A 24,470-nucleotide genomic window follows, 5' to 3' on the forward strand; every position below is an offset into this window, starting at 1 on the left:
TAACAATTAGCATTAAGTTCTATGCCACCGCCCACTTTTTATTGGCATGCTTTTCACAAAAATTTGATGATTCCCTGCCTAGAGTCTGCGCCATTGGAGACGCCTGCTCAGCCAGCCGAGAGCCCTCCCTAATTAAGTGAAGCGCAATCACATGTTTAAAATTAAACCCCTACGGCCAGAAGTTGCGACGCTGCTTGCCAGCGCCTTCTTGTTGCTCGGATTCAACAGCACCCTGTGGCAGCACCTCGTGAGCATCACCGACCACAACGCAATGTTGCGTTTGGCGTTCGGCATCATGTTGTTTGGTGTGTTCAACATCACGCTCACGTTACTGGCCTTTCGTAAAACATTAAAACCGCTGTTAATCGCCTTATTCATGATCAGCGCGGGCGTCGCTTATTTCATGAGCCGTTACGGGGTACTGATCGACGCTGGCATGTTACGAAACTTCGCTGAGACCAACGCAACTGAGGTGTTGGATTTACTTTCACCTAAACTGTTCGTTTACATTTTGCTGCTTGGGCTGTTGCCGTCGTTCCTGTTGTGGAAAACCCCCATTAACCATCGCCCGATGCCCCGCGAGCTCATCAGCAAGACACTGGTCAGTATCGGCTGTGCTGCTGTTATCGGCGGCGTCGCATTGCTCAACTATCAAGGATTGTCATCGCTGTTTCGCAACCACCACGAGTTACGCTTGATGGTCGTGCCCAGTAATTACATCGGCGCCTCGATTGGTTACCTGCGTGAACAAGTCGTTACCGCACAAAAACCCTTTATGAAAGTGGGCGAAGACGCCACACGGGACAGTGCCTGGGCAGAGCGGCCACGCAAATCTCTTACTGTATTGGTCGTGGGTGAAAGTGCCCGCGCCGAGAACTTCGGCATCCTCGGTTATAACCGGGATACGACTCCGCAGATGCGAGCAGAACAAGGCGTGATCGCCTTCACGGACGTTCACTCCTGCGGGACTGAAACAGCCGTGTCGGTACCGTGCATGTTTTCCAATATGGGGCGCAAGAACTACGACGCCTCCACAGCCAAAACCGAAGAAGGTTTGCTGGACGTGCTCAAACGTGCCGGAATAGACGTGATCTGGCGTGACAACCAGTCTGGCTGCAAAGGCACCTGCGACCGCGTCACGCTGCAGGATGTCAGCAACCTGAAAGACCCTGGCCTGTGCGCCGACAGTGAGTGCAGGGATGAAATCCTGCTGCAGGGGCTGCAGAATTTCATTGAGCACCTGGACAAAGACACGGTGCTGGTACTGCATCAAATGGGCAGCCACGGCCCGGAATACTTCAAACGATATCCGAAGGAGTTTGAGAAATTCACCCCCGTCTGTGAAAGCAATGCGCTGGATAAGTGCAGTCGGGAAAGTATCGTGAACGGCTATGACAATACCCTGCTCTACACCGATCATGTATTGGCCAGCCTGATAGATATCCTGCGTCGTAACCAGGCCAGTGTAGACACCGCGATGATTTACCTTTCCGACCATGGTGAGTCACTGGGCGAATACAACCTGTTCTTGCACGGCACGCCTTACATGCTCGCCCCGGACCAACAAAAACATGTGCCGATGATGGTCTGGTTTTCTGATAGCTATCAGCGGTCATTTGCCCTCGATACGGGATGCCTGCAACAAACCCGTAACGCGTCCTTGAGCCAGGACAACCTGTTCCATTCAATGCTGGGTCTGTTGAAGGTGCATACTCACGTTTACGACCCGTCGCTGGATATGTTTGCCGGTTGCAGAAACGGTACTGCCGACGGCGTATTGGCCAACAAATAATAAACGTCATGTCCGGGACAGAAACACGCCAGTCCCGGTGGACCACACAATAATGTGAGCCCGATGCGCATACTTGTTATCGAAGACCACAAAGATATTCTCGCCAACGTCTCAGAGTACTTCACGCTCAAGGGCTGCGAAGTTGTTGGAGCGCTGGATGGGCTGACAGGGCTGCATCTGGCAACCACGGGCAATTTCGACGCAATCATTCTCGACCTGATGCTGCCCGGGATGGACGGCAATATGCTCTGTCGAAAGCTGCGCGAGGAGGCCCGGCAGCAGGTTCCGGTTCTGATGCTGACTGCCCGCGACCAACTGGAAGATCGTTTGACCGGTTTCCACGTCGGCGCCGACGACTACATCGTCAAACCTTTCGCGCTTTCAGAGTTGTATGCCCGGGTAGAGGCGGTCACGTGGCGCTCAACCGGCCTGAAGAAAAACGTACTCAAGATCCATGACCTGACCTATGACCTGGACTCGCTGGAAGTCCGGCGAGGCGCAGTATTGCTCAAGCTCAACCCCACCAACATGGTGCTTCTCGAATTGTTGATGCGCAAAAGCCCGATGGTGGTCAAACGCAAAGAGTTCGAGCAAGCCGTCTGGGGCAGCAATACACCTGACTCCGACAGCCTGCGCACCAGCTTGTATGTGCTGCGCAAAACCATCGATAAACCGTTCGATATCCCTTTGTTACATACCGTTCATGGCATGGGCTACAAACTGCAGGGGCCACGCTAAGGAGCGACGCTGCTTGTATTTCAGCCCGAAGCAACAGCAAACTTGATCGTTAACGTGATGTGCCTGGAGTTTGTCTTTGTCTTCCCCTGCCTTGCCGAACCCTCACGGCGCCAAACTGATCGAAGCCTGTGCACTCAGTCGCCAGGGTCAGAACGGAGTTACTGCACTGCTCCATCCCGTGAATTTCACTTTGAACGGCGGCGACCGAGTGGCGATAACCGGCTCGTCGGGCTCAGGCAAAAGTGTGTTCTTACGTACACTGGCGTTACTGGATGCGCCCGGTTCAGGTGAAGTGCTCTGGCACGACCAACCCGTTGTAGCCGCGCAAATCCCCAGCTACCGCAGCCGGGTTTGCTACATCGCCCAACGTCCATCGCTGATGGATGGCAGCGTTGAAGACAACCTTCGTTTCCCCTACAGCCTGAATGTCTTCAAACAGCAGAAGTTCGATGCAAAGAAGGTCAAAGATCTTTTACGTCAGGCTGGAAAACCAGAGAGCTTCCTGCTTAAAGCGGCGGACGATCTTTCCGGAGGTGAGGCCCAGGTAGTTGCGCTGATTCGAACCCTTCAGCTAGACCCCGAAGTGATCCTGCTCGACGAACCTACGGCCGCGCTTGACCCTCAATCGTCCCGAGACGTCGAAGTACTGGTCAATACCTGGTTCACCAATGTGCCAGCGCAGACGCGCGCCTACATCTGGGTATCACACGATCTCGACCAGGCGCAGCGGATGAGCAATATCAGACTTGAAATGCACGCTGGTGTGCTAAGCGCGGTGGGTAACCCATGAATTATCAAAGCTTGTCCGCAGCGGACATCGCCATCGCCGCGTGCCTGATCCTGATCAACGGTGCGTTGTCTCTGGGTATGAAACTGGGCCTTGAACGCCAACTGATTTGGGCCTCGATCCGCACGGTGGTTCAACTGCTTGCTATCGGTTACATCCTCGGCTGGGTATTCGAGTTTGCCTACTGGTATGTCGTCCTGCCGCTGATGTGCCTGATGACGCTTATTGCGGGGGTTTCAGCGGCCGGACGAGGCAAGCGGACCTACGCCGGGCGTCGTGTGGACAGCATCGTTTCAGTATGGGGCAGCTCGTGGCTGGTGACCGCGATTGGCCTGCTGCTGGTCATCCAGATTCGGCCATGGTACGAACCGCAGTACGCCATTCCGATTCTGGGAATGATCCTGGGCAACACCCTCACCGGCGTATCTCTGGGCATCGAGCGCATGATGCAGGAACTGTCATCGGGACGCAGCACCGTGGAGATGATCCTGGCATTGGGCGGCTCACGCTGGGAAGCGGCGCAAATGGCGGCACGACAAGCCGTTCGGGCAGGCATGACGCCGACGCTGAATCAGATGAGTGTGGTGGGTATTGTCAGTTTGCCGGGCATGATGACGGGGCAGGTTCTGGCGGGACAATCCCCCATCGAAGCCGTGCGTTACCAGATCGTGATCATGTTCCTGATCGCGGCGTCCTCGGCATTGGGTACGGTGTGTGCGGTATTGCTGACCTACCGCCGATTGTTCTCGGCGGATCATCGCTTCATGATGCATAAGCTGACCAATAGAGTCTGATGGAGACGCACCAGGCTGACAGACCGCCATCGCAGCCTTCGGCAGCTCCTACAGATAATGCGTTTACTGAACAACTCGAAGCACATGCGGACTTTCTGGCACCACGCGATTTCCTGTAAGAGCCATCGGAGGTTACGACGGTCGCGAAGCGGTGCATCGGGCAGAACACAATAACGGCCTCGCCAACAAGTTGATTTAAGCTCAGCGCCCCAACGCCTGAATGAAGCTGATAAAGGCCCTCAACGGCGCAGGCACATTTCGTCGCCCCGGGTAATAAAGCATTAACCCTGGCTCATCCTGGCACCAATCATTCAGCAACAATTGCAGTTTTCCGTCAGCCAGACTTTGCGCGACAGCCTGCTCCAGGACAAACGCCACGCCAAGGTCACCTTCGGCAGCCTCTATCATCAGGGCCATGCGGTTGACGGTCAGCGAGCCCGGAACATCCAGCTCGATTTTTTCGCCCTTGCGCTCAAATTCCCAGGCATAACGCTCGCCTCTGGGCATTCTGATCCGGATACATTTATGCGCCATCAACTCTGCCGGGTGAGCGGGACGACCGTATTGCTGGAGATAGCCCGCAGAAGCCACGGGAACGAAACGTGCCTTGCCGCCAAATGGCACGCCAATCATGTCAATCGGTACACTGCCGCCCAGCCGAATGCCCGCGTCACAGCCATCAGCGACGATGTCCACCGGCCGCTCCTCGTGGCGTAGCTCAAGCTCAATGCCCGGATGGAGCGTCATAAACTCCGGCACAACTTCCTTCAACAGATAACGTGCCGCGGCAAATGGGGTATTGATGCGCAGCTCACCGCTGATGCTGCCGTCCTGTTGGTGGTTTATCTCGTCGACGGCAATTTCAAGGTCACCCAGTAGCGGCCGAATTCGGGACAGGAACGCCTCACCTTCCAGCGTCAGCGCGACACTACGTGTGGTGCGATGAAACAGGCGCAGCTTGAGAGTGTGCTCAAGCTCGGTAATCCCGTGACTGAGGCTCGAAGGCGCCATGTGAAGCAATCGCGCGGCACTGCGGAAGCTGCCGGTTTCTGCAACGGCCAACGCCATGCGCAGGCCTTTCAGGCTAAGAGCATTGATTAGTGGCAATTTTCGATCAGCCTGTTCGTGATTGATGGACTATTCAGAACAGCATGCCCGGCCCATGCTTGATTTGGAATCCACAATCAAATGAGGACATCAACATGTCTGCGTCATGGTTTATTACCGGTGCGAACTCTGGCTTCGGCCGCCTTATGACTGAAACGCTGCTTGAACGCGGTGACCGGGTCGCTGCCACCTACCGCAGCGATGGGGCACTGGATGATCTGACGCATCGCTATCCCGAGCTGCTTGTTCCCATTCAACTGGACCTGACCGATAGCGAGCGCATCGCCCCGGCGGTCGCTGAGGCATTTCAGGCATTGGATCGTATCGACATCGTCATCAGCAACGCCGGTTACGGGACCTTCGGGGCTGTGGAAGAGCTTTCGCCGGTGCAGATCAGACGTCAGATCGAGACCAATCTGCTCGGCTCGATCTTTTTCATCCAGGCGCTGTTACCTCACCTGCGTAAACAAGAAAGCGGTCGTGTTCTTCAAGTCAGTTCCGAAGGGGGAAGGATCAGCTATCCAGGCTTCAGCCTGTACCACGCCAGCAAATGGGGACAGGAAGGTTTTATCGAAGCAGTTGCTCAGGAAGTCGCTCACTTTGGCATCGAGATGTGCCTGCTGGAGCCGGGCCCAACGGCCACGAACTTCCTTGCCGGTATTGACAGTGCGCGACCGTCCGCCGCTTATGAAAAGAGTCCGGTGGGCAAGCTGCGCAGTCGCCTTCAGAGTGGCGAGTTCAGCCCTCACATGGGCAACCCGATCAAGATCGCTCAGCAAATGATCGCTATCGCACAAGCGGATGTACTACCCCTTCGAGTGCCGTTGGGCAGTATTGCTTGGGACAATATCAACACGAAATTGTACGAGCGCCAAGCCTTGTTAAATACCCAGAAAAACGTGGCTTATCGTTGTGATGTCGACATGTAGTATGATTTTCATCAATTCCGATAATCAACGGAAGCATTTGAAATTATTAATGAAATAGCGTCCCCTTACGAACCGCAACTATCAAGTTGTCTCGCAAGTCTGGAGCTTTTGTTTTGCCCCTCATTTTTAAAGATTTAAAAAATGCTTCACTCATGTTCCTGCTCAAGCTTGCACTGACGGGCATCATTTTCGGGATGATCTGGCTGGACATCGCCGTATTTGATACGCAACTTCTAGAGGTTTCATTTACCGAAATCACTCAGGAACTGCTGCTTTTCGCCTGCGCCCTGCTCTTCTGGTTGTCACCTGCAAGCGATGGACAGAAAGGCTTCAACAACTTGGCTGCAGGCTTCTTCGCCTGTTTGTTGATGAGGGAGCTGGATGGCCTTTTCGACCCCATCAGCCACAGCGCCTGGTGTTGGCCATTTCTGCTGATCGCTATTACGTCGTTGACCATTGCCTTCAAGCCAGCGAATCGCCAAGACACTTTGCGTGCGTTGGCAGCCTTCACCCGAACACCTGCTTTCGGGACGATATCAACCGGCTTGTGCGTGTTGGTGTTTTCCAGGGTATTTGGTATGGGAGCGCTTTGGCATCTGATTCTGGATGACGGCTACGCTCGACTGGCCAAGACTGCTGTGGAAGAAGAGATCGAATTGATGACTTACGCCATGTGGCTGTCAGCGAGTGTCGGTTACTGGCTGCAACAGCGGTCTGTGGCTGCGGATGCTCCGAGCCGGGTGGAGACCTCAAAACTGCAGACGAGAACTATCTGAGGCCAAGTTAAATCACAAGCCGGATCCCTGTAGAAGCTCACCGAGGTTACGAGGCGAGCGATGGCGGAGTGTCAGACAAACCGTGATCGCTGGCCTCGTAACCTCGGTGAGCGCCTACAGGATCGGGGGGCAACTAGAAATAAGGGCCAAGTTCTGGTTCCTGCAGACCAACAATTTCACAGCCACAAGAAAACTACTGCAGCCAAAATCAAACGCTGTCTGGAACGCCCAGCAGCTGCCTGGTCGTCTTCATAGACATCTGCAGAGGCCGACCATCACGTTGCAGCTTGTTCAGCAGGCTGGCGCCCAACCACATCTGATACAGCGTTTCCGCCAACTGTTGGGCATCTTGCCCCGGCAGACAACCTTCGGTCTGGCCTTGCCTGATACACGCACTGAGCCGCAGCACGATTTGCTCGGCACCGTCACGCAAGGTGATACGCATCGACTCGGACAAGTCCGCCACTTCGGCGCTTAACTTGACCACCAGGCACTCATTGCCGCTGAACGGCTCGACGCAACGCTGCTGCCATCCAAGCCAGTAATCCATAAGCCGCTCGCGAGGCGTCAACCCTGGCAAGGCCAGGCGTCTGTCCATGTCAGCGAGATAGCCAGCGAAGTAATCTTCCAGCAAGGCTTGCCCGTACTGCTCCTTGGATTTGAAGTAGTGATAGAACGAGCCCTTGGGCACGCCCGCTACTTGCAGGAGTTCGCTGAGGCCCACGCTAGTGAAGCCCTTCCCGGCCATCATGCGGTGGCCGGTGTCGAGTAAATGCTGGCGAGTGTCGTCGTAGGTCGGTTTCATGAAACGGAAAATATCAAAAATTAGACCAGTCGTCTATTGTTTGAACCATTTAGCCGGATCCTTGACCAACCCTGAGCAAACGCATTGAAAAAAACTCTAGACGACTGGTCTATTCCTAGTCTAAGCTTTGTCCCATCGGTGACCTGAAGCGCTGACGGTTTAGCCTCGGCGTCGCTTCTCTTCATTGCCACCCCTTCACCTTCGAGGAATACTTTATGAAAATTCTGATGGTTCTGACTTCGCACGATCAATTGGGTAATACCGGCAAAAAAACCGGCTTCTGGCTAGAAGAGTTTGCGGCCCCCTACTTCGCATTCAAGGATGCCGGTGCCGAGATTACCGTCGTCTCGCCAGCCGGTGGCCAGCCACCGCTTGATCCAAAAAGTGACGAGCCGGATGCGCAAACCGCCGAGACAGATCGCTTCCGCAAAGATGCTGATGCTCAGCGCGTACTCGCCAACACCGGACTGCTGTCAGGTGTCCGCGCTGAAGATTTCGACGCCGTCTTCTATCCAGGTGGCCACGGTCCACTGTGGGATCTGGCTGTAGACAAGGATTCGATTGCGCTGATCGAAGCCTTTGACCGCAGCAACAAACCTCACGGCTTTGTCTGCCACGCACCTGGCGTCCTGATTAATGTCAAAGGCGCAGACGGCAAACCGTTGGTCAGTGGCCGCAAAGTGACTGGTTTTACCAACTCGGAAGAAGAAGCCGTTGGCCTGACTGACGTAGTGCCTTTCTTGATCGAAGACGAATTCCAGCGTCTGGGCGGGGACTACTCCAAACTTGGCGACTGGCAGGTTTATGTTGTTGAAGACGGTCAACTGGTCACAGGCCAGAACCCTGCCAGCTCGGCAGCAGTGGCTAAAGCGTTACTGAAAAAACTGGGCTGATCCCTCACTTCTACGCCCTGCGACACGATTACAGTGGGCGCCAAGCCGAACGGCAAAGCGTCCATTATTTTTAAACGATAATTAGTCGACTGGTCTAATAAAAATTGGACATTTAACGTCGACCAAGGCAGATCAATGAGCAACTCAGTAAAGAACAGCAATTTCTTCACCCCGACCCAACTGGGCCATCACAGCCTCAAAAACCGCATCGTCCTGCCGCCCCTCACCCGGCAACGCAGCAGCCAGCCTGGCAACGTCGCCAACGAGCTAATGGCGCAGTACTACAGCCAGCGCGCAGGTGCCGGGTTTCTGGTTACCGAAGGTACGCAAATCGAGCCGCGCGGTCAGGGCTACGCCTGGACCCCAGGTATCTACACACCCGAGCAAATCGCTGGCTGGCGTAAAGTCACCGAAGCGGTGCATGCCGAAGGCGGCGTCATCTTCGCCCAGCTGTGGCATGTCGGTCGGGTGTCTCATACCGCGCTGCAACCAAATGGCGACGCCCCCGTATCGGCGTCTGCCATCGCGGCGGATCAGGTGAGCGTGTTTATCGAAACCGCGCCAGGTGCTGGCGAACTGGTCAAACCTTCTGTGCCAAGGGCACTGACCACTGATGAAGTGCAAGAGCTTGTTCAGCTCTATATTCAAGCGGCACGCAATGCTATCGAAGCCGGTTTCGACGGCATCGAATTGCACTGCGCCAATGGCTATCTGGTTAACCAGTTCATCTCGGCTCACAGCAATCACCGCGAAGATCAGTACGGCGGCTCACTGGATAATCGCCTGCGCTTCCTGCGTGAAATTGTCGCCGGTGTTGCCGAGTGCATTGGCAAAGAGAGGGTCGGCGTACGTTTTGCCCCTCTGTTCACGACTACGGATGAAGACCGTACTTATCTGGGTCTGGTGGAGGAAGATCCGCACGCTACGTACATCGAAGCCATCAAGATTCTGGAAAACGCTGGTATTGCTTATCTGTCCATCGCCGAAGCTGACTGGGATAACGCGCCAGCCATGCCTGAAGCATTTCGTCGTGACGTGAGAAGCACCTTCAGCGGAGCCATCATGTATGCCGGCAAATACACAGCGCAAAGCGGCTCGGCGCTGCTGTACTCAGGATTGGCGGACCTTGTTGCGTTTGGTCGCCCGTTCATTGCCAACCCGGACCTGCCAGCCCGTATCGCCAATGACTGGCCGCTGAACCCAATCAACCCGGCCACGGTGTATGGCGGCAATGCCGAGGGCTATGTGGATTACCCGTTGTACGCTGAATGACGGCTGAAGCCTGATGTGGCGGGGGCGATCCTGTTTTGACGCCGCGCCGTCACACAGCAACAATTAACCTGTAGGAACTCACCGAGGTTACGAGTGCCAGCGATAGCGGTTTGTCTGACATTCCGCCATCGCTGGCACTCGTCACCTCGGTGTGCTCCTACAGGGCCAGGTTCAATCAGGAGTATTTCTTTTGGCTTGAAAGGTGTCGGTTTGCGCTTAGACTTCCCTCAAGCGCGCCAACAAAACCTGCAACGGATGAAGCACCGTTGCCCCCTCCTGGCGCTTGACCTGACTGCGGCAGGAATAACCGTCAGCAACGACCCGCCCGGACTGGTTGAACTTCTGGATCAACAGTTTCCAGGATTGACCGTAGATGATGTCCGACGTGGCGGCGTTTCGTGTTTCGTGCCCGTAGGTCCCCGACATCCCGCAACATCCGCTGGCCTGAACCTGGAGCTTTAGCCCTGCGCGCTCAAAAATCTTTTGCCACAAGCCGATGCTGCCCGGCTCATTGGTTTTTTCCGTGCAGTGCGGGAGGAAGTGGTAAGGCTCGGCCTCCCTCAGCGACTCGCCTTGCGGCAGCGCATTAATCAGCCACTCTTGCGCCAGCAGCACCGACGGCGCCTTGTCGGCCTCCAGCGTCTTGGCGTATTCCTGTCGGTAAACCAGGGTCATGGCTGGGTCCAGCCCCACCAATGGCACGTCGTACTGCTGAAGATTGAAAAGCGACTGGCCATTGAAGCTGGCGGCCTTTTCAAACGCTTTGAGAAAACCCTGCACTTGAAGCGGCTTGCCATTGGGTGCATAGGGTGCCAGATAAACCTTGTAGCCAAGCCTTGAGATCAGCTCTACCCAGTCAGCCAGTAACGGGGTTTCGAAGAAACGGGTAAACGCGTCCTGAACCAGGATCACACTTTTCGCCCGCTGTGCGTCCGACAGCATGGCGAGACGCTGAGGGGTCGCCACTTCTACGTTCCAGCGTCGGCAAACGGCGGTGAAGTCCATCAGGCTGAGCAATGGGCTGTCGACCATTCCCGCGATGCGCTCAAGGCCCCAACGAACCGGGCGAGCACTCATGGCGAAATTGTAGAGTCGCGGCATCCTGGCGATGTAAGGAACGGTGTATTCCAGAGAACCGATCAAGTAGTCCTTGAGTGGGCGCAGATAGCGGGTGTGATAAAGCTCAAGAAAGCGCGAGCGAAACTCGGGCACGTTCACCTTCACAGGGCATTGCCCGGCGCAGGATTTACACGCCAGGCAACCCGCCATCGCGTCATAAACCTCATGGGAAAAATCTTCCTGCCCGAGCTTTTGCCGGACGGTATTGATCGCTCGCCGGGCAATGTTCTGCGTTGCACCCGAGGCGGCCGTCAGTACATCAACGCCCTGCGCGCCCTGCAAGCGCAGCCATTCGCGGAGCAGCGAAGCGCGCCCCTTGGGCGAATGAATACGATTGCGGGTGGCCTTCCAGGACGGACACATGGCGTCATCAGGGTCGAAGTTGTAGCACGCGCCATTACCGTTGCAGTGAAGCGCGGCGTCATAGCTCTGCCAGACACGCTCATCAATCGTGCGGTCCAGCTCGCCACGCAATCGGACTTCGTCCACCAACGTCAATTTTGCGGCCGGCACCGTTGCGGGGGTCGCGATCTTGCCTGGATTGAGCTGGTCGTGCGGGTCGAACGCCGCCTTGAGTGCTTGTAATGCAGGGTAAAGCTCACCGAAGTAGTCAGGGACATATTGCGACCTCAACCCCTTGCCATGCTCGCCCCACAACAGGCCACCATGTTTTTGCGTCAGTGCCGCGACAGCATCGGAGATCGGCCGGATCAGGGCTGCTTGAACCGGATCCTTCATGTCCAGAATCGGCCGAACGTGCAGCACGCCCGCATCGACATGACCAAACATCCCGTATTGCAGGTTGTGGCTGTCCAGCAGCGCCCGGAACTCCTGAATGAAATCTGCGAGATTTTCAGGCGGCACAGCAGTGTCCTCAACGAAAGGCTGCGGCCGGGCTTCACCTTTGACGTTACCGAGCAAGCCCACCGCTCGTTTACGCATGGCATAAATACGTTTGAGCGCATCAGCGCCTATTGCGAGGGTGTGGCCCAGGCGCACAACAGATGTGTCACGCTGCAAGTGCAAGACGAAGTCGTGGACTTTTTGCTGGACGACCTCTTCGTTATCACCGCTGAACTCGATGATGTTGATGCCCAGGGTTGGCGTATCGGGATTTTCCGGGAAGTACTCTGCGACGCCATGCCAGACGATATCTTTCATCGCCAGCATCAGCACTTTCGAATCCACGGTCTCGATGGACAGCGGCTTCATTTCCATCAAGGCTTTGGCGTCGCGCAACGCATCCATGAAACCGGCGTAGCGCACATTCACCAGAATCGAATATTTGGGGATAGGCAGGACGTTGAGTTTGGCTTCAACGATAAAGCCGAGCGAGCCTTCGGAACCGCAAAGCACACTGTTCAGGTTGAAGCGCCCGTCCGCCTCGCGCAGGTGCGCCAGATCGTAGCCGGTCAAGCAGCGGTTGAGTTTCGGGAACGTGCTTTCGATCAGTTCGGCCTGGGTCTCGACGATGTCCAGCGCACAGCGATACGCCTCGCCAACACGGTCAGTCTGGTTGACCAGCGCCTGTAACTGTTCGGCGTCGATCGGCAGGCTATCGAGGCGACTGCCACCCAGCATCACCGTGGATAACTCGAGCACATGATCGCGGGTCTTGCCATAGGTGCAACTGCCCTGCCCGCTCGCATCGGTGTTGATCATGCCGCCAATGGTGGCTCGATTCGAGGTTGAAAGCTCCGGTGCGAAAAACAGCCCGTGAGGTTTGAGCGCAGCGTTGAGCTGATCCTTGACCACACCGCTCTGGACCCTGACCCAGCGCTCTTCGACGTTGATTTCAAGGATATTGTTCAAATGCCGTGACAGGTCGACGACCACACCATCCGTCAGCGATTGGCCGTTGGTGCCTGTACCGCCGCCACGAGGCGTGAGCACTACCGAACTGTGTTCAGGCTTGGCGACAAGCCGCGAAACAATCGCAACGTCCTGCTCATCCAGCGGAAACACCGCGGCCTGGGGCAGACGTTGATAAATCGAGTTGTCCGTTGCCAACACGGTCCGGCCGCCATAATCACGCGCAATCTCCCCGCGAAAGCCCGCCGCCCCAAGGGCATCAAGAAAGGCTTCATACGTCGTACTTTGGGCAACTGCCGGGGACAAACGGGCGATCATATGGAATTCCTACAGGCCAAGAAGCTAATCTATGCATTCACGTTGCGTATGCTCGGCTTGACGGGCGCAGAGCATCAGATTCTATTTTTTGTTAATTTTTACGCCTCTCAGCCTTTGTCACAAACGTAATTCCTGCTGATTTTGCATGAGCTTTATGAATGAACCCTAGAAGACTGACCCCATCGATGTCGTTGCTGATTGCTTTCGAAGCCGCAGCCCGGCATGGCAGCTTCACCAAAGCCGCGGAAGAATTGACGCTGACCCAGAGCGCGGTCAGTCGGCAGGTGCAAACGCTCGAAGCCCAACTTGAAGTCGAGCTGTTCAGACGTGACGGACGCAAGATCGAACTGACGGCCGCCGGGGCGCTTTATCAGCATGAACTGGCCGCCGCTCTGGGGCGTATTCGCAGCGCAACACTGCAGACCATTTCGTACAAAAATGAAGGTGGACCTTTGAATCTGGCGGTGCTGCCGACGCTGGGCTCAAAGTGGCTGCTGCCGCGCATGCATGAGTTCTATGCGAAGCACCCTGGAATACTGGTGCACATCCACTCAAGGATTATCCAGGCAGAAACTCAGCCCACCACGCACGACATGGACGCAATCATCTGTGTAGGTTTGGGGGAGTGGCCTGGTTATGTCTCGCACAAGCTGCTCAGCGAAAAACTCGTGGTCGTTGCCAGCCCTGCAGCACTGCCCGACTACGAGGCTATGACGCCCGCCAGCGTTGCAGGGCATGCGCTGCTCAACGTTGTGTCGAGACCCAGCGCGTGGTCTGACTGGTTTGACAGTCATGACGTTGATCATCGAAACATGAGATCCGGCCCTAGTTTCGAACTCACTGCACATCTTATTCAGGCGGTATCGGCAGGCATCGGAATCGGGCTGGTACCGGAAATCCTGGTCCAGGACGAACTCAAGAGTGGTGAGCTCGTTGCACTGTTTGACGCGATGGACAGCGGCCGCAGTTATTACCTTGTCTACGCGACCCGGTATCAGCATCTGCCATCGCTGAACGCGTTCAGTCAATGGCTTCTGTCGTTGCCATTTCCTGACAAGTAAAAACGCCGTCATTGCGTTGAATGCATTTCTTGCAGGAGTTGTCGAAGGCTGCGAAGCATTAACGCTATCTCAACCTTCGGTAGCTCCTACAAGTGAATGTTTCTCAGACTACATCCAACAAACGGTCAGCGATCAATCCCGACGCTACGCTCTCTACCGACCCGATGAGAAATACCGGCCCCATCCCATCCCAGCGAACCGTCACGGTTCCGCCATCACATTCAACCTCGACCGTATTGTCCAGCAGACCACGACGTATCCCGTTAACGGCCGCACCACACGCGCAGGAGCCCGAACCGAGGGGAATGCCACCGCCCCGCTCCCAGATGCGCAACCGGATGTGTTTGCGGCTCATAATCTGGACGAAATGCACGTTCGTCTTGAGCGGAAACAAGTCATTGGTCTCAAGCGCCGGACCTATTTTTGCGATATCAACATCGGCCAGATCATCGACAAAATAGGTACAGTGCGGATTGCCCATGCTGCAGGCTGTCGGACGACCGGCCAGTGGTAAAACAACCGAGTCCAGCTCTACGGCCAGCGGAATATCTGCCCAGCCAAATAGCGGCTTGCCCATGTCGACCGCAATATCGCCGGTCGACGTTCGCTCGCACGCCAACAAGCCACGATTAGTCCTTAACGTTACCGACGTCACATCCGCTTCACGCATCAACAGATCCGCAACACCGCGCGTCGCGCTTCCACATGCATCCAGCGCAGAGCCGTCCGCGTTCCAGAATATCAAGCGCGCCGCCGCATCATCGCAATCCAGCAGCACCGCAAGCTGATTGAAACCCAGACCTCGGTTACGGTCGCCCAATCGCCGAGCAATGGCACTGGTAAACGGATTGGCAGCGTTTCGTGTATCCACAATGACGAAGTCATCGCCATTGGCATGCATTTTATGAAAACCAAATGGCATCAATAGATCCTGCAACGAGACATGGGTGATGTTTAAAAGTACTTCAGTCCACCACAAACAACTTGGCACCGGTAGTGGTAAATGACCGATGCCCCTCGGCGTCATTGCTCACTTGGTAGCTCATACCGGCAGTGAGGATGAACTGTCGACCATCCTCCAGTTCAGTGTGCAACTCACCCTCCAGACACAGCAGGATATGGCCTCTCCAACACCAGTGATCAGCAAGATAGCCGGGGCTGTATTCCACCATACGAACGCGAACCGAACCAAACTCACAGGTGCGCCAATAAGCAGTACCGGTTTCACCGACATGTTCTACGGGTTCGATTGTCGACCAGTCGGTTGTACCGAATGGGAAAGCGCTGAGTTCGATCATGGCTGGCTCAAAACAGGAGGGATGCAAACCGTATCAGCCTGAAGGAATGGCTGATAGATACAGATTGCTTGTAGTCGCGGGATACAGCGCGCCTTAGTGACTGCGGCAAGCACCGTAAATAGGCTGCCGCGCAATACGGCCCTTCAGACAGCATTACAACACGGCGGAGTCGTACCGAAACATGAGAGCGCCCTCTTGAAGCACTAGCGACTTAGCATGGCAGCCGTATCCAGCTGAAACTCATCATCAATGGCCAGTTGCTTCATTATGACGCCGTCGGTTCTGCCCCTCCTACTCTGGTAAACTCCACCCTTCATCGCCGTGATCAGCGCCGACTGACACCGTCCAGAATTGGTACAGATACGTTGAACACCATGTCGCCCGAAGCTCTCAACAATATTCGCACTACATCCCCTGAACCCTCCCGCCGCTTCAGCGTCGCGCCGATGATGGACTGGACTGATAGACATTGCCGTTTCTTCCTGCGCCTCTTGTCAAAGAACGCTCTGCTCTACACCGAAATGGTCACCACCGGCGCTCTGCTCAACGCCGATCCGCATCGTTTCCTCCAGCACGACGAGGCGGAGCATCCGCTGGCGTTGCAGTTGGGGGGCAGCGTTCCGGCGGATCTGGCGGCGTGTGCGCGGATGGCTGAGGCGGTGGGTTATGACGAGGTCAATCTGAATGTGGGCTGCCCGAGCGATCGGGTGCAGAACAATATGATTGGTGCAGTGCTGATGGCGCATCCGCAGTTGGTGGCCGATTGCGTCAAGGCGATGCGTGACGCGGTGTCGATTCCGGTGACGGTCAAGCATCGAATCGGGATCAATGGACGCGACAGCTACGAACAGCTATGCGAGTTCGTCGGCACGGTGCGTGACGCGGGCTGCACCAGTTTTACGGTTCATGCGCGGATTGCGATTCTTGAAGGTCTGTCGCCCAAGGAAAACCGTGATATCCCGCCACTGCGCTATGACGTGGCCGCTCAGTTGAAGCGGGATTTTCCTGATCTGGAAATCATCCTTAATGGCGGTATCAAGACTCTGGAGCAATGCCAGGAGCACTTACAGGTATTCGACGGCGTGATGCTGGGCCGCGAGGCGTATCACAACCCTTACCTGCTGGCCGAAGTTGATCAGCAACTGTTCGGCAGTGATGCACCGGTGATTTCCCGTGCCGAAGCGCTGGCGGCGATGCGTCCATACATTGCGGCGCATATTCAGAGTGGTGGCTCCATGCATCACGTCACCCGCCACGTACTAGGGCTTGGCACAGGTTTCCCGGGGGCGCGACGCTTCAGGCAGTTGCTGTCGGTGGATATCCACAAAACTCAGGATCCGCTGGCTCTTCTGGATCAGGCTGCCGGACTGCTGGAAGGTCGCTGACCGTACGGAACAACACAGGCGGATCGCGCTCCAACCAGTCTGGATCGAGTTTTCGCCCACCCGGCAGCAAGCCGCCCCGTTCTGGCGCAGCGTTATACTTTGCGCCCTTGAGTGGGCGGCGGCGCTCGGGTAATGTCATCTAACCGCACAGGACAGAGCACACTCATGACTTCCAAGCTGGATCAACTCAAAGCATTCACTACCGTTGTTGCCGATACCGGCGATTTCGCAGCCATCGAAAAGCTCAAGCCGGTCGATGCGACTACTAACCCTTCTCTGCTGCTCAAGGCCGGCTCAAGCGACAGCAATGCTGATCGCCTCAAGGCTGCCTTCAGCGGTGCCAATGGCGATATCGGTCTGGCATCTGATCGTTTTGCGGTCGCCATCTGCCAGGAAATCCTCAAGGTTGTGCCGGGCCGTGTTTCCACTGAAGTCGACGCCCGCCTCTCTTTCGACACCAACGGCTGCATCGAACGCGCCCAGCGTCTGATTGACATGTATGACCAGGCAGGCATCAGCAAGGATCGTATCCTGATCAAGCTGGCGTCGACGTGGGAAGGTATTCGCGCTGCCGAAGTACTGGAAAAGAAAGGCATCCAGTGCAACCTGACCCTGCTGTTTTCCTTCGCCCAGGCCCAGGCCTGTGCCGATGCTGGCGTGTTCCTGATCTCGCCGTTCGTGGGCCGGATCTACGACTGGTACAAAAAGGCCGAGGGCAAAGACTACGTTGGCGCGGAAGACCCAGGCGTAAAGTCTGTAACCCGCATCTACAACTACTACAAGGCCAATGACTACAAGACTGTGGTCATGGGTGCCAGCTTCCGAAACCTGAGCCAGATTGAGCAGTTGGCCGGTTGTGACCGCCTGACTATCAGCCCGGATCTGCTGCAAAAACTGGCGGAAGATAACGGCACACTGGAACGCAAGCTGTCGCCAGGCAATGCCGGCGAGCCACGCGTGACGTTGAATGAAAGCCAGTTCCGCTGGGCATCGAACGAAGATGCCATGGCAACCGAGAAACTGGCCGAAGGCATTCGCCAGTTCGCTCGTGATCAGGAAAAACTGGAAGCGCTGCTTAGCGCAAAAGTCTGATCGGTAACTCTGAAAGACTAAAAGGGCGGCATCCTAACGGGTGCCGCCCTTTTTGCTGCCAGCGAATCAGGGAGTGATCAGTGACGCTCGAGGGCATTGACCAGGTCATGGAAGGCTTCGCGATTGGAGTCATTGAGCCCCATGAGGATCTTGTGCGCTTCCAGCACCTTAGACTTGACCACTTCTTCGCACTGATCCTGGGACGGCAGGTCCGTCAGGCACTCAGGGCACGGTATCGGTCGGTCAACGATGTTGAATACCTGATCGAAACCCATCGACTGCAAGAGCCGGGTGATGTCTTCATGGGTGGTGACCAGCGTTGGCAACAATCCAACTTTTTGACGCGACAGGATCGACAACTTGGCCAGCAAGCCGAGTGTCGTACTGTCGATGCTTCGGGTTTCGGTCAGATCGATCACAACTGCTGAAAAATTCAGTGCAGTGAAAATCCGCTCAATAGTCGCATCCAAAGCCGAACATAAGGTCAACCGCACTTCCCCAACAAACTTGAGGACAAACGTGCCTTCCTGCTCGGCGAACTGGATTCTACCGGTACTCATTAAAGGTTCCTGCTCAGCACTAACAAGGCGATATCATCCGGCATCTCCCCTAGCGTGGCCAATCCAAAACTCTGGCGCAGACCATCCAGGCTGCCACCCGCCGCCTTTACCAGTTCAGGTAGTGCGGCCTCTTTCTCTTTGAGTGTATCACCGGGAAGAAGATCCAGAATGCCATCAGACAACAGGGTCAGACTAAACGACTCAGGCAAGTCGATCACATGATCCTGATAGGTGGCTTCGTTGAACAGCCCTACCGGCAAGCCACGCCCCTCAAGATAACGCGCTTCACCTGGCGTATACAGCACAGGCAACGGCAGATGACCGCCGACAGCGTACGTTAGTTGACCCGATTCTTCATCAATCACACCGCCGACCATGGTTACATGCTTGCCCAGCTTGCAGCTGATCAAACCGCGATTGATGTGGCCCAGAACATCCGAGGGCTTGAATTCCGGCAGCGTACCACCGCGCTTTGACTCGAACAGCAAGCGCGTGGTCATGAACTTGAGCAGCACCGTAATGAATGCCGACGACGCGCCATGCCCGGAAACATCCGCCAGATAAAACGCTACCCGGCGCTCATCGACGCGGAAGTAATCAACAAAATCACCCGACAGGTAGAGCGACGGAATGATTTCATGGGCGAAATTGAACTGATCAATCGACCACGGGCTGGTCGGCAGCATGTTCATCTGCACCTGGCGCCCGGCATCCTGGTCTTCCTGAAGCAGATGCAGACTGGCCTCCAGCTCGCGATTCGCCGTTTCAAGCTTCTTGCGATAGAGCTGGTTTTCCTGAAGCAGACGCGCACGATCCAGAGCCCGACGCACTGAATGCTCAAGCACTGCGAGGTCTTCAAGCGGCTTTATAAGATAATCGGCGGCCCCCAGACGAAGTGCCTCGACGGCGTCGTTCATGACGCCCGCCCCCGACACAACGATTACCGGGGTCTCGGGCGCTATGGCCGTTACCTGACGAATAACCTCAAGCCCACCCATCTGCGGCATGCGCAAGTCGCAGATCACCAGATCGGGCTTGTCTTGCTCGAATATCTGTATGCCCTGCAAGCCATTGTTAGCTTGCAGGACGCTGAAGCCACTGTCTTCCAAATAGGCGGCAAGACTCGCTCGCACTACTTCGTCGTCATCGATTATCAGCAGCGTGGCACTGGTTTTCTGCATGTGGGCAAACGGCGCCAGATTAGGTTGGCGTAGGCAACCCGGTTCTCGGGTCTGCGTACTGGATTCGCTTCTAGCCTCTCTGACCGCTCGACTGGACTTTTGATCCTGTGGGAAGCGTTTCAGAGGTGCCCTTCAAGGCGCAGACGGTACTCCCATCCGACGGGCGTTTCAAGCACGCGCCAGCGCCCACTTTGCGTCTTTACACGGCAAATCGCTCAGAGTTATAAGAACTGTGAATTCAGCAACGAAAACGAAGGACTGGACATGAGTCTAAATGATCGAAGCTACGAGGAGAAACGAGACTACATCCGCATGCGCGTGGAAGCCGACGTCAGCTTGATCTACGCAGGCCAGATCATTCCGGCTGTATGCATTGATTTATCGAGCTCCGGGATGCAGGTACAGGCACCCAGAACGTTCAAGGTAGGCGATAAGCTGAGCGTACGTATCGATTCAGACCATGCTGCACTCAAGGGGCTTGAAGCAGACACAGAGGTTGTCTGGGTGACTGACGAAGCCGATGGCGGACAGAAACTGGGCCTGACAATCGTCAAGATGAACTGATCTTCGACGGAACTGGTTCACAAACGGTAAAAAAATAAAGGCGACCACAGGTCGCCTTTATTCATTAAGCCCGGCTAATCAGAAATCGTCAGTGACCTGACCGTCCTTGACCCGGAACTCACGGTTCTGCAGATACGCGTTGCGGATGAAGATGTACTTGTCACCGTTGATCAAGCGCTCCGCCGACAACAGGCTAGCGCGGGTATCGACCAGGTTGATGCCCAGTGCCGTGTTACGGGTGGGTACGTGATCAATGTAGCGGTACGGCGAGGTATAGGTGTCCGGGTACTTGGCAACGGCGTCACGCACGGTGCTCGGGCCAAACAAAGGCAGCACCACATACGGACCGCTTTGCACACCCCAGTAGCCCAGCGTCTGACCGAAGTCTTCGTCGCTGCGTTGCAGGCCCATTTTGGTGCCTACGTCGATGAAGCCCAACAGGCCAAAAGTGGTATTGAAAATCAAGCGAGCGGTATCAACACCGGCAGCGGCAGGTTTGGCCTGCAGCACGTTGTTGGCGAAATTGCCGACATCGCCGATGTTGTTGAAGAAATTATGAACGCCATCTTCAACAAACTGCGGAGCAACGAATTGATAACCCTGCGCGATAGGTTTCAAAGCATAGGTATCGATGGTGTCGTTGAAGCGAAAAATCACCCGGTTAACGCTTTCCCACGGATCTTCTTCAGCGGCCTGTGCAGCCATTGGCGCCAGCGCCATACCGGCACAGACACACAGCTGAGCAAGACGATTGAACACACCTGCACCGGTCACGGGCATAGCTGAAACTCCTGGCAAAAGTAATGAAGCGGGCGCTACGCCCCCATACGTCAAGGCTGGGAGTATAAGGCCATATGACAGGAATTAGGCAGCACCTTGGCTATTGAAGTCCGTAAGACCCGCGAAACGCCTTTAAACATCATCACCAGATATTCATCTTACTGTCACAAATGCTCAGTAGCGTTCAGCGTTATTTCAGAGATATCGCCATGCTCGCGCCTGTGACAGCCCCACTGCCCGCCTTTACTGCCGTCCTTTTTGGCCTGAGCGGCTGTCTGGTGGATTTCGGCGCGCAAGCGCGTAACGCTCGCGAACCGAGTGATGAACACTCGCTGATCACCCCAGGGGCGCTAAAAGCCTTACAGCGACTGCATCAACAAGGCATACCTTGCGCCTGGCTGGATGAGTTGCCAGAGAACGTCGCCACTCGAATAGCTCAATCAGTCAGCCATTTGATCAGAGCCTCCAGGACTACCGAGACACGCTGGCCTGCCCCAGATGCATGCTGGCAAGCGCTGATGACCTTGAATGTCAGCCAACTGGACGGCTGCGTACTCGTCAGCGGCGAGCCAGACCTTCTGAAAGCCGGCCTTAACGCTGGCCTCTGGACCGTAGGCCTTGCGTCATGTGGATCGCTGTGCGGCCTGTCTCCCTCACAATGGCAAGCACTGACCGATGCCGAACGTGAACACCGCAGGGGGCAGGCGACATTGCAGCTTTACGCACTGGGGGTGCACTCAGCGATTGATCATCTGGGCGAACTGGAGTCGTGCCTGGCAGATATCGCGCTACGCAGGACCAAGGGCGAGAAACCCTAGCATCTGCTGATGTGCCTCTTGCGCAGACTTGGGTTTGCCTGTGAGTTCTCTGCTTTGTCTTTGCCCTGCAGGAACCCCTTTAGCCAGTCCTGCAGCAATGCTCCTGTTTGATCAGAGTCATGCAACCCGCGCCGCGTTGGATTAGTCTTGATACAGGCTCATGACGAACCTTTGGCATTGCGCCGGGGTCCATGGGACAGACTTATCAAACAAGGAGCACCTCATGCCTGCCCGCGAACTGCAAGAACAACTCAATACCCTGCGCGAGCAACTGGAGCAGAATCCACCACTGAACGAAGCTGAGCGCGCCGACCTCGAAAACCTGGCACAGCAGATTCAATCCCAGATCGAACTGGAATCCGTGACGCAGGACCCAAGCCTGGCCGACGGGGTCAATCTGGCGGTGGAGCGCTTTGAACTTGACCATCCCGGCATCGCTGGCACGCTGCGTAACATCGTAGTGACTCTGGGCAACATCGGTATCTAGTTCCCCTATCTGAAACACCGGCCACAAAAAAGCCTGCTCCGCTCGCCTGAAGTACATTCTGAACAGGCTGCGAAGCAGGCTTTGGCTTGACGCTTACTGCAGTGGCACTTGAACGTCTGTGCTGGCCGCGACCGCAGCACTCGGCACCGCGATTTCTACCGGCATGCCGTCTTCAGCAGCGACTACGTCGCGAACCAGATCCCAGTTCATCCGCAGGTTGTTGGCCAGGTCTTCACGCTTGAGCAAAGCGTTGATCACCGCCGTATGCTTGTCGACCACCGAAGGGTTGCCGTTGTCATCCACCGGCGTATGCGCCTCCAGATACACCTTGCCGCCGCTCAAACCAAACTTGTACGGCTCGGCGATGATGCGCACCGTGGTACCCACTGGAGCCATGCCAGCCAGTTCCAGCACGTTGTTGTTGTACATGCGGAAGCAACCGTGACTGGTGCGCATGCCGATACCGAACTTCTTGTTCGAGCCGTGGATCAGGTAACCGGACATGCCCAGGCCGAATTTGAATGGCCCCAGTGGATTATCCGGACCTGCAGGCACCACGTTCGGCAGTGGATCGCCATCAGCAGCGTGCTCGGCACGGATCGACGCCGGTGGAGTCCAGGTCGGATTAGGCGTTTTGGCAATCACCTTGGTGACGCCGATAGGGGAGCCCCATCCCTCACGACCAATACCCAGTGGGTAGGTGTGAACCACGTTCTCACCTTTGGGGTAGTAGTACATGCGGTATTCGGAAAGGTTGATCACGATGCCTTCGCGCGGACCGGCTGGCAGTATGAAACGGGTCGGCAACACGATCTGAGTACCAGCGCCCGGCAGCCACGGGTCGACGCCCGGGTTGGCGGCGATCATTTCCAGATAGCCCAGATCGTATTTGGTGCCCAGGTCGGCGAAAGTGTCTTCGTATTTGGCGGTGACGGTCTGCACCTGACCAATGATGTCTTCACCCGGAGGTGGCAGAGGGAATTCCAAAGCGGAAACGGAGCCCGCCGCACACAGTGCAGCAAGCGACAGGCAGCGGGTAACGGCTGGAATGCGCAACAACATCCGGGAATCCTTGGGCAATACGGCGGGTAGTGAAGATGGCGAATTGTACACCCAGTCCTGCTGGACCGGGAATCACCCCGCAATCTACTCCATGAAGCGCAATTCCGGCCAGATTGGCCGGGTGCCGCGCTTCTGTGCTTCTACAATAGCGCGACACAACGAGCATAGCCGCTCGTCACGAAAAACCTCCCTCGCCACCAGTGACCAGCGCGGCTGCGCAGGCAATAAGGTGCCACACAGCGTGCGGTCGACGGTCCCGCCCAGTTCCAGTTGACGGGCAACCAGATGCACTTTGACTTCCTGGCACGCGAACAGATCGAGCTGCTCATCGGGCTCGATCATTTGGTAGGCATACAGGGACCAGGCAGGACGTGGCATGGAGGGCTCCAGATTGGGGGCGCCACCTTAGCCGAAAGCCCCCGCCTAGAAAAGCCTCAAAGCAGCGGTTTTAGCGTCGGCCAGACATTTTCCAGCAACTTTTGCTGAGCATTAGCCGCCGGATGCAAGCCATCAGCCTGCATCAACTCGGGAACACCGCCTACACCCTCCAGAAAGAACGGCACCAAAGGTACTTTTTTCTCTTCGGCCAGGTTGCTGTAAACCGCCTTGAACGCGTTGGTGTAGCGTGGTCCATAGTTAGGCGGGATCTGCATACCCAGCAAAAGTACCTTGGCGCCAGCGTCCCGCGAGCCATCAATCATCGATGCAAGGTTTTGTTGCAATTGAGTTGGCTGCTGACCACGAAGGCCATCATTGCCGCCCAGCTCTAGAATCACCAGTTCCGGCTTATGCTCTGCAAGCAGCGCAGGCAGCCGCGCCCGTCCTCCGGCACTGGTATCGCCACTGATGGAGGCATTGATCACTTTGTCGGTGAATCCCTCCTGCTTCATACGCTGCTCAAGCAAGGCAACCCAGCCAATGCGGGTATCCAGGCCGAAAGCCGCGCTGATACTATCCCCAACGATCAATACTGTGCCCGCCGCTGCGGCTTGTGACAGCAACAGCAAACCCAGGCCAGCACTTAAAAACCACGCACGCAT

25 protein-coding genes are annotated in these 24,470 nt (G+C 56.0%); 14 read left to right on the plus strand and 11 right to left on the minus strand.

The genetic code is table 11. The features are described 5' to 3' along the window. Positions 1–151 precede the first annotated feature (151 nt). The 4 genes from AUC60_RS09490 to AUC60_RS09505 all read left to right on the plus strand — a co-directional run bounded on the left by AUC60_RS09490 (position 152) and on the right by AUC60_RS09505 (position 4,111). Positions 152–1,792: a phosphoethanolamine transferase gene (locus tag AUC60_RS09490; protein ID WP_087266108.1), complete on the plus strand. Its 1,641-nt coding sequence runs from the start codon at positions 152–154 to the stop codon at positions 1,790–1,792. Positions 1,793–1,855: 63 nt separating this feature from the next. Continuing rightward, entirely contained in the window at positions 1,856–2,530 is a 675-nt protein-coding gene (locus AUC60_RS09495) for a response regulator transcription factor (RefSeq protein WP_087266110.1), read from the plus strand. 76 nt (positions 2,531–2,606) lie between these two features. Continuing rightward, positions 2,607–3,320 carry an ABC transporter ATP-binding protein gene (locus tag AUC60_RS09500; protein WP_405624407.1) on the plus strand — a complete coding sequence of 238 codons (714 nt, stop codon included), beginning with the start codon at positions 2,607–2,609 and terminating at the stop codon, positions 3,318–3,320. Next, positions 3,317–4,111 (plus strand): ABC transporter permease, encoded by a 795-nt coding sequence (locus tag AUC60_RS09505; protein ID WP_087266112.1) that lies wholly within the window; start codon positions 3,317–3,319, stop codon positions 4,109–4,111. Before AUC60_RS09500 ends, AUC60_RS09505 begins: the two co-directional genes overlap by 4 nt. Before the next feature lie 201 nt (positions 4,112–4,312). Here the strand turns inward: AUC60_RS09505 and AUC60_RS09510 are convergent, their stop codons facing one another. After that, positions 4,313–5,218, minus strand: a complete 906-nt coding sequence (locus AUC60_RS09510; protein WP_238599548.1) for a LysR family transcriptional regulator — start codon at positions 5,216–5,218, stop codon at positions 4,313–4,315. 95 nt (positions 5,219–5,313) lie between these two features. Here AUC60_RS09510 and AUC60_RS09515 point away from each other — a divergent pair, with 95 nt between their 5' ends. Next, positions 5,314–6,147: an SDR family oxidoreductase gene (locus AUC60_RS09515; RefSeq protein ID WP_087266116.1), complete on the plus strand. Its 834-nt coding sequence runs from the start codon at positions 5,314–5,316 to the stop codon at positions 6,145–6,147. Positions 6,148–6,233: 86 nt separating this feature from the next. After that, complete coding sequence (locus AUC60_RS09520; protein ID WP_144443245.1) at positions 6,234–6,923, plus strand: hypothetical protein; 690 nt, start codon at positions 6,234–6,236, stop codon at positions 6,921–6,923. A 208-nt stretch (positions 6,924–7,131) separates the two neighbouring features. Here the strand turns inward: AUC60_RS09520 and AUC60_RS09525 are convergent, their stop codons facing one another. Further along, complete coding sequence (locus tag AUC60_RS09525; protein WP_087266120.1) at positions 7,132–7,728, minus strand: TetR/AcrR family transcriptional regulator; 597 nt, start codon at positions 7,726–7,728, stop codon at positions 7,132–7,134. 215 nt (positions 7,729–7,943) lie between these two features. Between AUC60_RS09525 and AUC60_RS09530 the strand changes: the two genes are divergently transcribed. Both AUC60_RS09530 and AUC60_RS09535 read left to right on the plus strand, forming a co-directional pair. Further along, complete coding sequence (locus AUC60_RS09530; protein ID WP_087266122.1) at positions 7,944–8,621, plus strand: type 1 glutamine amidotransferase domain-containing protein; 678 nt, start codon at positions 7,944–7,946, stop codon at positions 8,619–8,621. Between the two features lie 135 nt (positions 8,622–8,756). Beyond that, entirely contained in the window at positions 8,757–9,893 is a 1,137-nt protein-coding gene (locus tag AUC60_RS09535) for an alkene reductase (RefSeq protein ID WP_087266124.1), read from the plus strand. 216 nt (positions 9,894–10,109) lie between these two features. Here the strand turns inward: AUC60_RS09535 and ydiJ are convergent, their stop codons facing one another. Then, a complete protein-coding gene (gene ydiJ, locus AUC60_RS09540) occupies positions 10,110–13,142 on the minus strand; it encodes a D-2-hydroxyglutarate dehydrogenase YdiJ (protein ID WP_087266126.1) in 3,033 nt (1,010 codons plus the stop codon). A 158-nt stretch (positions 13,143–13,300) separates the two neighbouring features. On the opposite strand from ydiJ, the gene AUC60_RS09545 reads away from it, so the two are divergent. After that, positions 13,301–14,203: a LysR substrate-binding domain-containing protein gene (locus tag AUC60_RS09545; protein WP_087266128.1), complete on the plus strand. Its 903-nt coding sequence runs from the start codon at positions 13,301–13,303 to the stop codon at positions 14,201–14,203. 103 nt (positions 14,204–14,306) lie between these two features. Here AUC60_RS09545 and dapF read toward each other — a convergent pair whose 3' ends face one another. Together dapF and AUC60_RS09555 are read right to left on the minus strand one after the other, a co-directional pair. Beyond that, positions 14,307–15,125 carry a diaminopimelate epimerase gene (dapF, locus tag AUC60_RS09550; RefSeq protein WP_087266130.1) on the minus strand — a complete coding sequence of 273 codons (819 nt, stop codon included), beginning with the start codon at positions 15,123–15,125 and terminating at the stop codon, positions 14,307–14,309. 43 nt (positions 15,126–15,168) lie between these two features. Further along, positions 15,169–15,498, minus strand: coding sequence for a DHCW motif cupin fold protein (locus AUC60_RS09555; RefSeq protein ID WP_087266392.1), 330 nt, complete (start codon positions 15,496–15,498; stop codon positions 15,169–15,171). A 377-nt stretch (positions 15,499–15,875) separates the two neighbouring features. Here AUC60_RS09555 and dusA point away from each other — a divergent pair, with 377 nt between their 5' ends. After that, a complete protein-coding gene (gene dusA / locus AUC60_RS09560) occupies positions 15,876–16,886 on the plus strand; it encodes a tRNA dihydrouridine(20/20a) synthase DusA (protein ID WP_087266132.1) in 1,011 nt (336 codons plus the stop codon). A 165-nt stretch (positions 16,887–17,051) separates the two neighbouring features. After that, positions 17,052–17,978: a transaldolase gene (tal, locus tag AUC60_RS09565; protein WP_087266134.1), complete on the plus strand. Its 927-nt coding sequence runs from the start codon at positions 17,052–17,054 to the stop codon at positions 17,976–17,978. A gap of 77 nt (positions 17,979–18,055) precedes the next feature. Here tal and rssC read toward each other — a convergent pair whose 3' ends face one another. Then, positions 18,056–18,538 (minus strand): anti-sigma factor antagonist RssC, encoded by a 483-nt coding sequence (rssC, locus tag AUC60_RS09570; protein WP_087266136.1) that lies wholly within the window; start codon positions 18,536–18,538, stop codon positions 18,056–18,058. Then, complete coding sequence (gene rssB / locus AUC60_RS09575; RefSeq protein ID WP_087266138.1) at positions 18,538–19,719, minus strand: two-component system response regulator RssB; 1,182 nt, start codon at positions 19,717–19,719, stop codon at positions 18,538–18,540. Before rssB ends, rssC begins: the two co-directional genes overlap by 1 nt. 264 nt (positions 19,720–19,983) lie before the next feature. Between rssB and AUC60_RS09580 the strand changes: the two genes are divergently transcribed. After that, positions 19,984–20,283, plus strand: coding sequence for a PilZ domain-containing protein (locus AUC60_RS09580; protein ID WP_087266140.1), 300 nt, complete (start codon positions 19,984–19,986; stop codon positions 20,281–20,283). A 78-nt stretch (positions 20,284–20,361) separates the two neighbouring features. On the opposite strand, the gene AUC60_RS09585 is transcribed toward AUC60_RS09580, so the two are convergent. Next, the gene (locus tag AUC60_RS09585; protein ID WP_087266141.1) at positions 20,362–21,063 is read right to left on the minus strand and encodes an MlaA family lipoprotein; all 702 of its coding nucleotides are present in this window, start codon (positions 21,061–21,063) and stop codon (positions 20,362–20,364) included. 209 nt (positions 21,064–21,272) lie between these two features. Here AUC60_RS09585 and AUC60_RS09590 point away from each other — a divergent pair, with 209 nt between their 5' ends. Further along, complete coding sequence (locus AUC60_RS09590; RefSeq protein ID WP_087266144.1) at positions 21,273–21,881, plus strand: HAD superfamily inactivated hydrolase PcrP; 609 nt, start codon at positions 21,273–21,275, stop codon at positions 21,879–21,881. A gap of 223 nt (positions 21,882–22,104) precedes the next feature. Continuing rightward, a complete protein-coding gene (locus AUC60_RS09595; RefSeq protein WP_087266146.1) occupies positions 22,105–22,368 on the plus strand; it encodes a DUF4404 family protein in 264 nt (87 codons plus the stop codon). Positions 22,369–22,461: 93 nt separating this feature from the next. On the opposite strand, the gene AUC60_RS09600 is transcribed toward AUC60_RS09595, so the two are convergent. From AUC60_RS09600 to AUC60_RS09610, 3 genes are all read right to left on the minus strand, one after another. Further along, positions 22,462–23,430 (minus strand): L,D-transpeptidase family protein, encoded by a 969-nt coding sequence (locus AUC60_RS09600; RefSeq protein ID WP_087266148.1) that lies wholly within the window; start codon positions 23,428–23,430, stop codon positions 22,462–22,464. 84 nt (positions 23,431–23,514) lie between these two features. Further along, entirely contained in the window at positions 23,515–23,808 is a 294-nt protein-coding gene (locus AUC60_RS09605; protein WP_087266150.1) for a hypothetical protein, read from the minus strand. Between the two features lie 56 nt (positions 23,809–23,864). Continuing rightward, positions 23,865–24,470, minus strand: coding sequence for an arylesterase (locus tag AUC60_RS09610; protein ID WP_087266152.1), 606 nt, complete (start codon positions 24,468–24,470; stop codon positions 23,865–23,867).

The sequence above is a fragment of the Pseudomonas caspiana genome (assembly GCF_002158995.1).
GTDB lineage: Bacteria > Pseudomonadota > Gammaproteobacteria > Pseudomonadales > Pseudomonadaceae > Aquipseudomonas > Aquipseudomonas caspiana.

What these genes read in the sequence shown, in the direction of transcription:
- AUC60_RS09490 (WP_087266108.1), top strand. Translation starts at nt 152, where the DNA reads ATGTTTAAAATTAAACCCCTACGGCCAGAAGTTGCGACGCTGCTTGCC.
- AUC60_RS09495 (WP_087266110.1), top strand. Translation starts at nt 1,856, where the DNA reads ATGCGCATACTTGTTATCGAAGACCACAAAGATATTCTCGCCAACGTC.
- AUC60_RS09505 (WP_087266112.1), top strand. Translation starts at nt 3,317, where the DNA reads ATGAATTATCAAAGCTTGTCCGCAGCGGACATCGCCATCGCCGCGTGC.
- AUC60_RS09515 (WP_087266116.1), top strand. Translation starts at nt 5,314, where the DNA reads ATGTCTGCGTCATGGTTTATTACCGGTGCGAACTCTGGCTTCGGCCGC.
- AUC60_RS09525 (WP_087266120.1), bottom strand. Translation starts at nt 7,728, where the DNA reads ATGAAACCGACCTACGACGACACTCGCCAGCATTTACTCGACACCGGC.
- AUC60_RS09530 (WP_087266122.1), top strand. Translation starts at nt 7,944, where the DNA reads ATGAAAATTCTGATGGTTCTGACTTCGCACGATCAATTGGGTAATACC.
- AUC60_RS09535 (WP_087266124.1), top strand. Translation starts at nt 8,757, where the DNA reads ATGAGCAACTCAGTAAAGAACAGCAATTTCTTCACCCCGACCCAACTG.
- ydiJ (WP_087266126.1), bottom strand. Translation starts at nt 13,142, where the DNA reads ATGATCGCCCGTTTGTCCCCGGCAGTTGCCCAAAGTACGACGTATGAA.
- AUC60_RS09545 (WP_087266128.1), top strand. Translation starts at nt 13,301, where the DNA reads ATGAACCCTAGAAGACTGACCCCATCGATGTCGTTGCTGATTGCTTTC.
- dapF (WP_087266130.1), bottom strand. Translation starts at nt 15,125, where the DNA reads ATGCCATTTGGTTTTCATAAAATGCATGCCAATGGCGATGACTTCGTC.
- dusA (WP_087266132.1), top strand. Translation starts at nt 15,876, where the DNA reads ATGTCGCCCGAAGCTCTCAACAATATTCGCACTACATCCCCTGAACCC.
- tal (WP_087266134.1), top strand. Translation starts at nt 17,052, where the DNA reads ATGACTTCCAAGCTGGATCAACTCAAAGCATTCACTACCGTTGTTGCC.
- rssC (WP_087266136.1), bottom strand. Translation starts at nt 18,538, where the DNA reads ATGAGTACCGGTAGAATCCAGTTCGCCGAGCAGGAAGGCACGTTTGTC.
- rssB (WP_087266138.1), bottom strand. Translation starts at nt 19,719, where the DNA reads ATGCAGAAAACCAGTGCCACGCTGCTGATAATCGATGACGACGAAGTA.
- AUC60_RS09580 (WP_087266140.1), top strand. Translation starts at nt 19,984, where the DNA reads ATGAGTCTAAATGATCGAAGCTACGAGGAGAAACGAGACTACATCCGC.
- AUC60_RS09585 (WP_087266141.1), bottom strand. Translation starts at nt 21,063, where the DNA reads ATGCCCGTGACCGGTGCAGGTGTGTTCAATCGTCTTGCTCAGCTGTGT.
- AUC60_RS09590 (WP_087266144.1), top strand. Translation starts at nt 21,273, where the DNA reads ATGCTCGCGCCTGTGACAGCCCCACTGCCCGCCTTTACTGCCGTCCTT.
- AUC60_RS09595 (WP_087266146.1), top strand. Translation starts at nt 22,105, where the DNA reads ATGCCTGCCCGCGAACTGCAAGAACAACTCAATACCCTGCGCGAGCAA.
- AUC60_RS09600 (WP_087266148.1), bottom strand. Translation starts at nt 23,430, where the DNA reads ATGTTGTTGCGCATTCCAGCCGTTACCCGCTGCCTGTCGCTTGCTGCA.
- AUC60_RS09605 (WP_087266150.1), bottom strand. Translation starts at nt 23,808, where the DNA reads ATGCCACGTCCTGCCTGGTCCCTGTATGCCTACCAAATGATCGAGCCC.
- AUC60_RS09610 (WP_087266152.1), bottom strand. Translation starts at nt 24,470, where the DNA reads ATGCGTGCGTGGTTTTTAAGTGCTGGCCTGGGTTTGCTGTTGCTGTCA.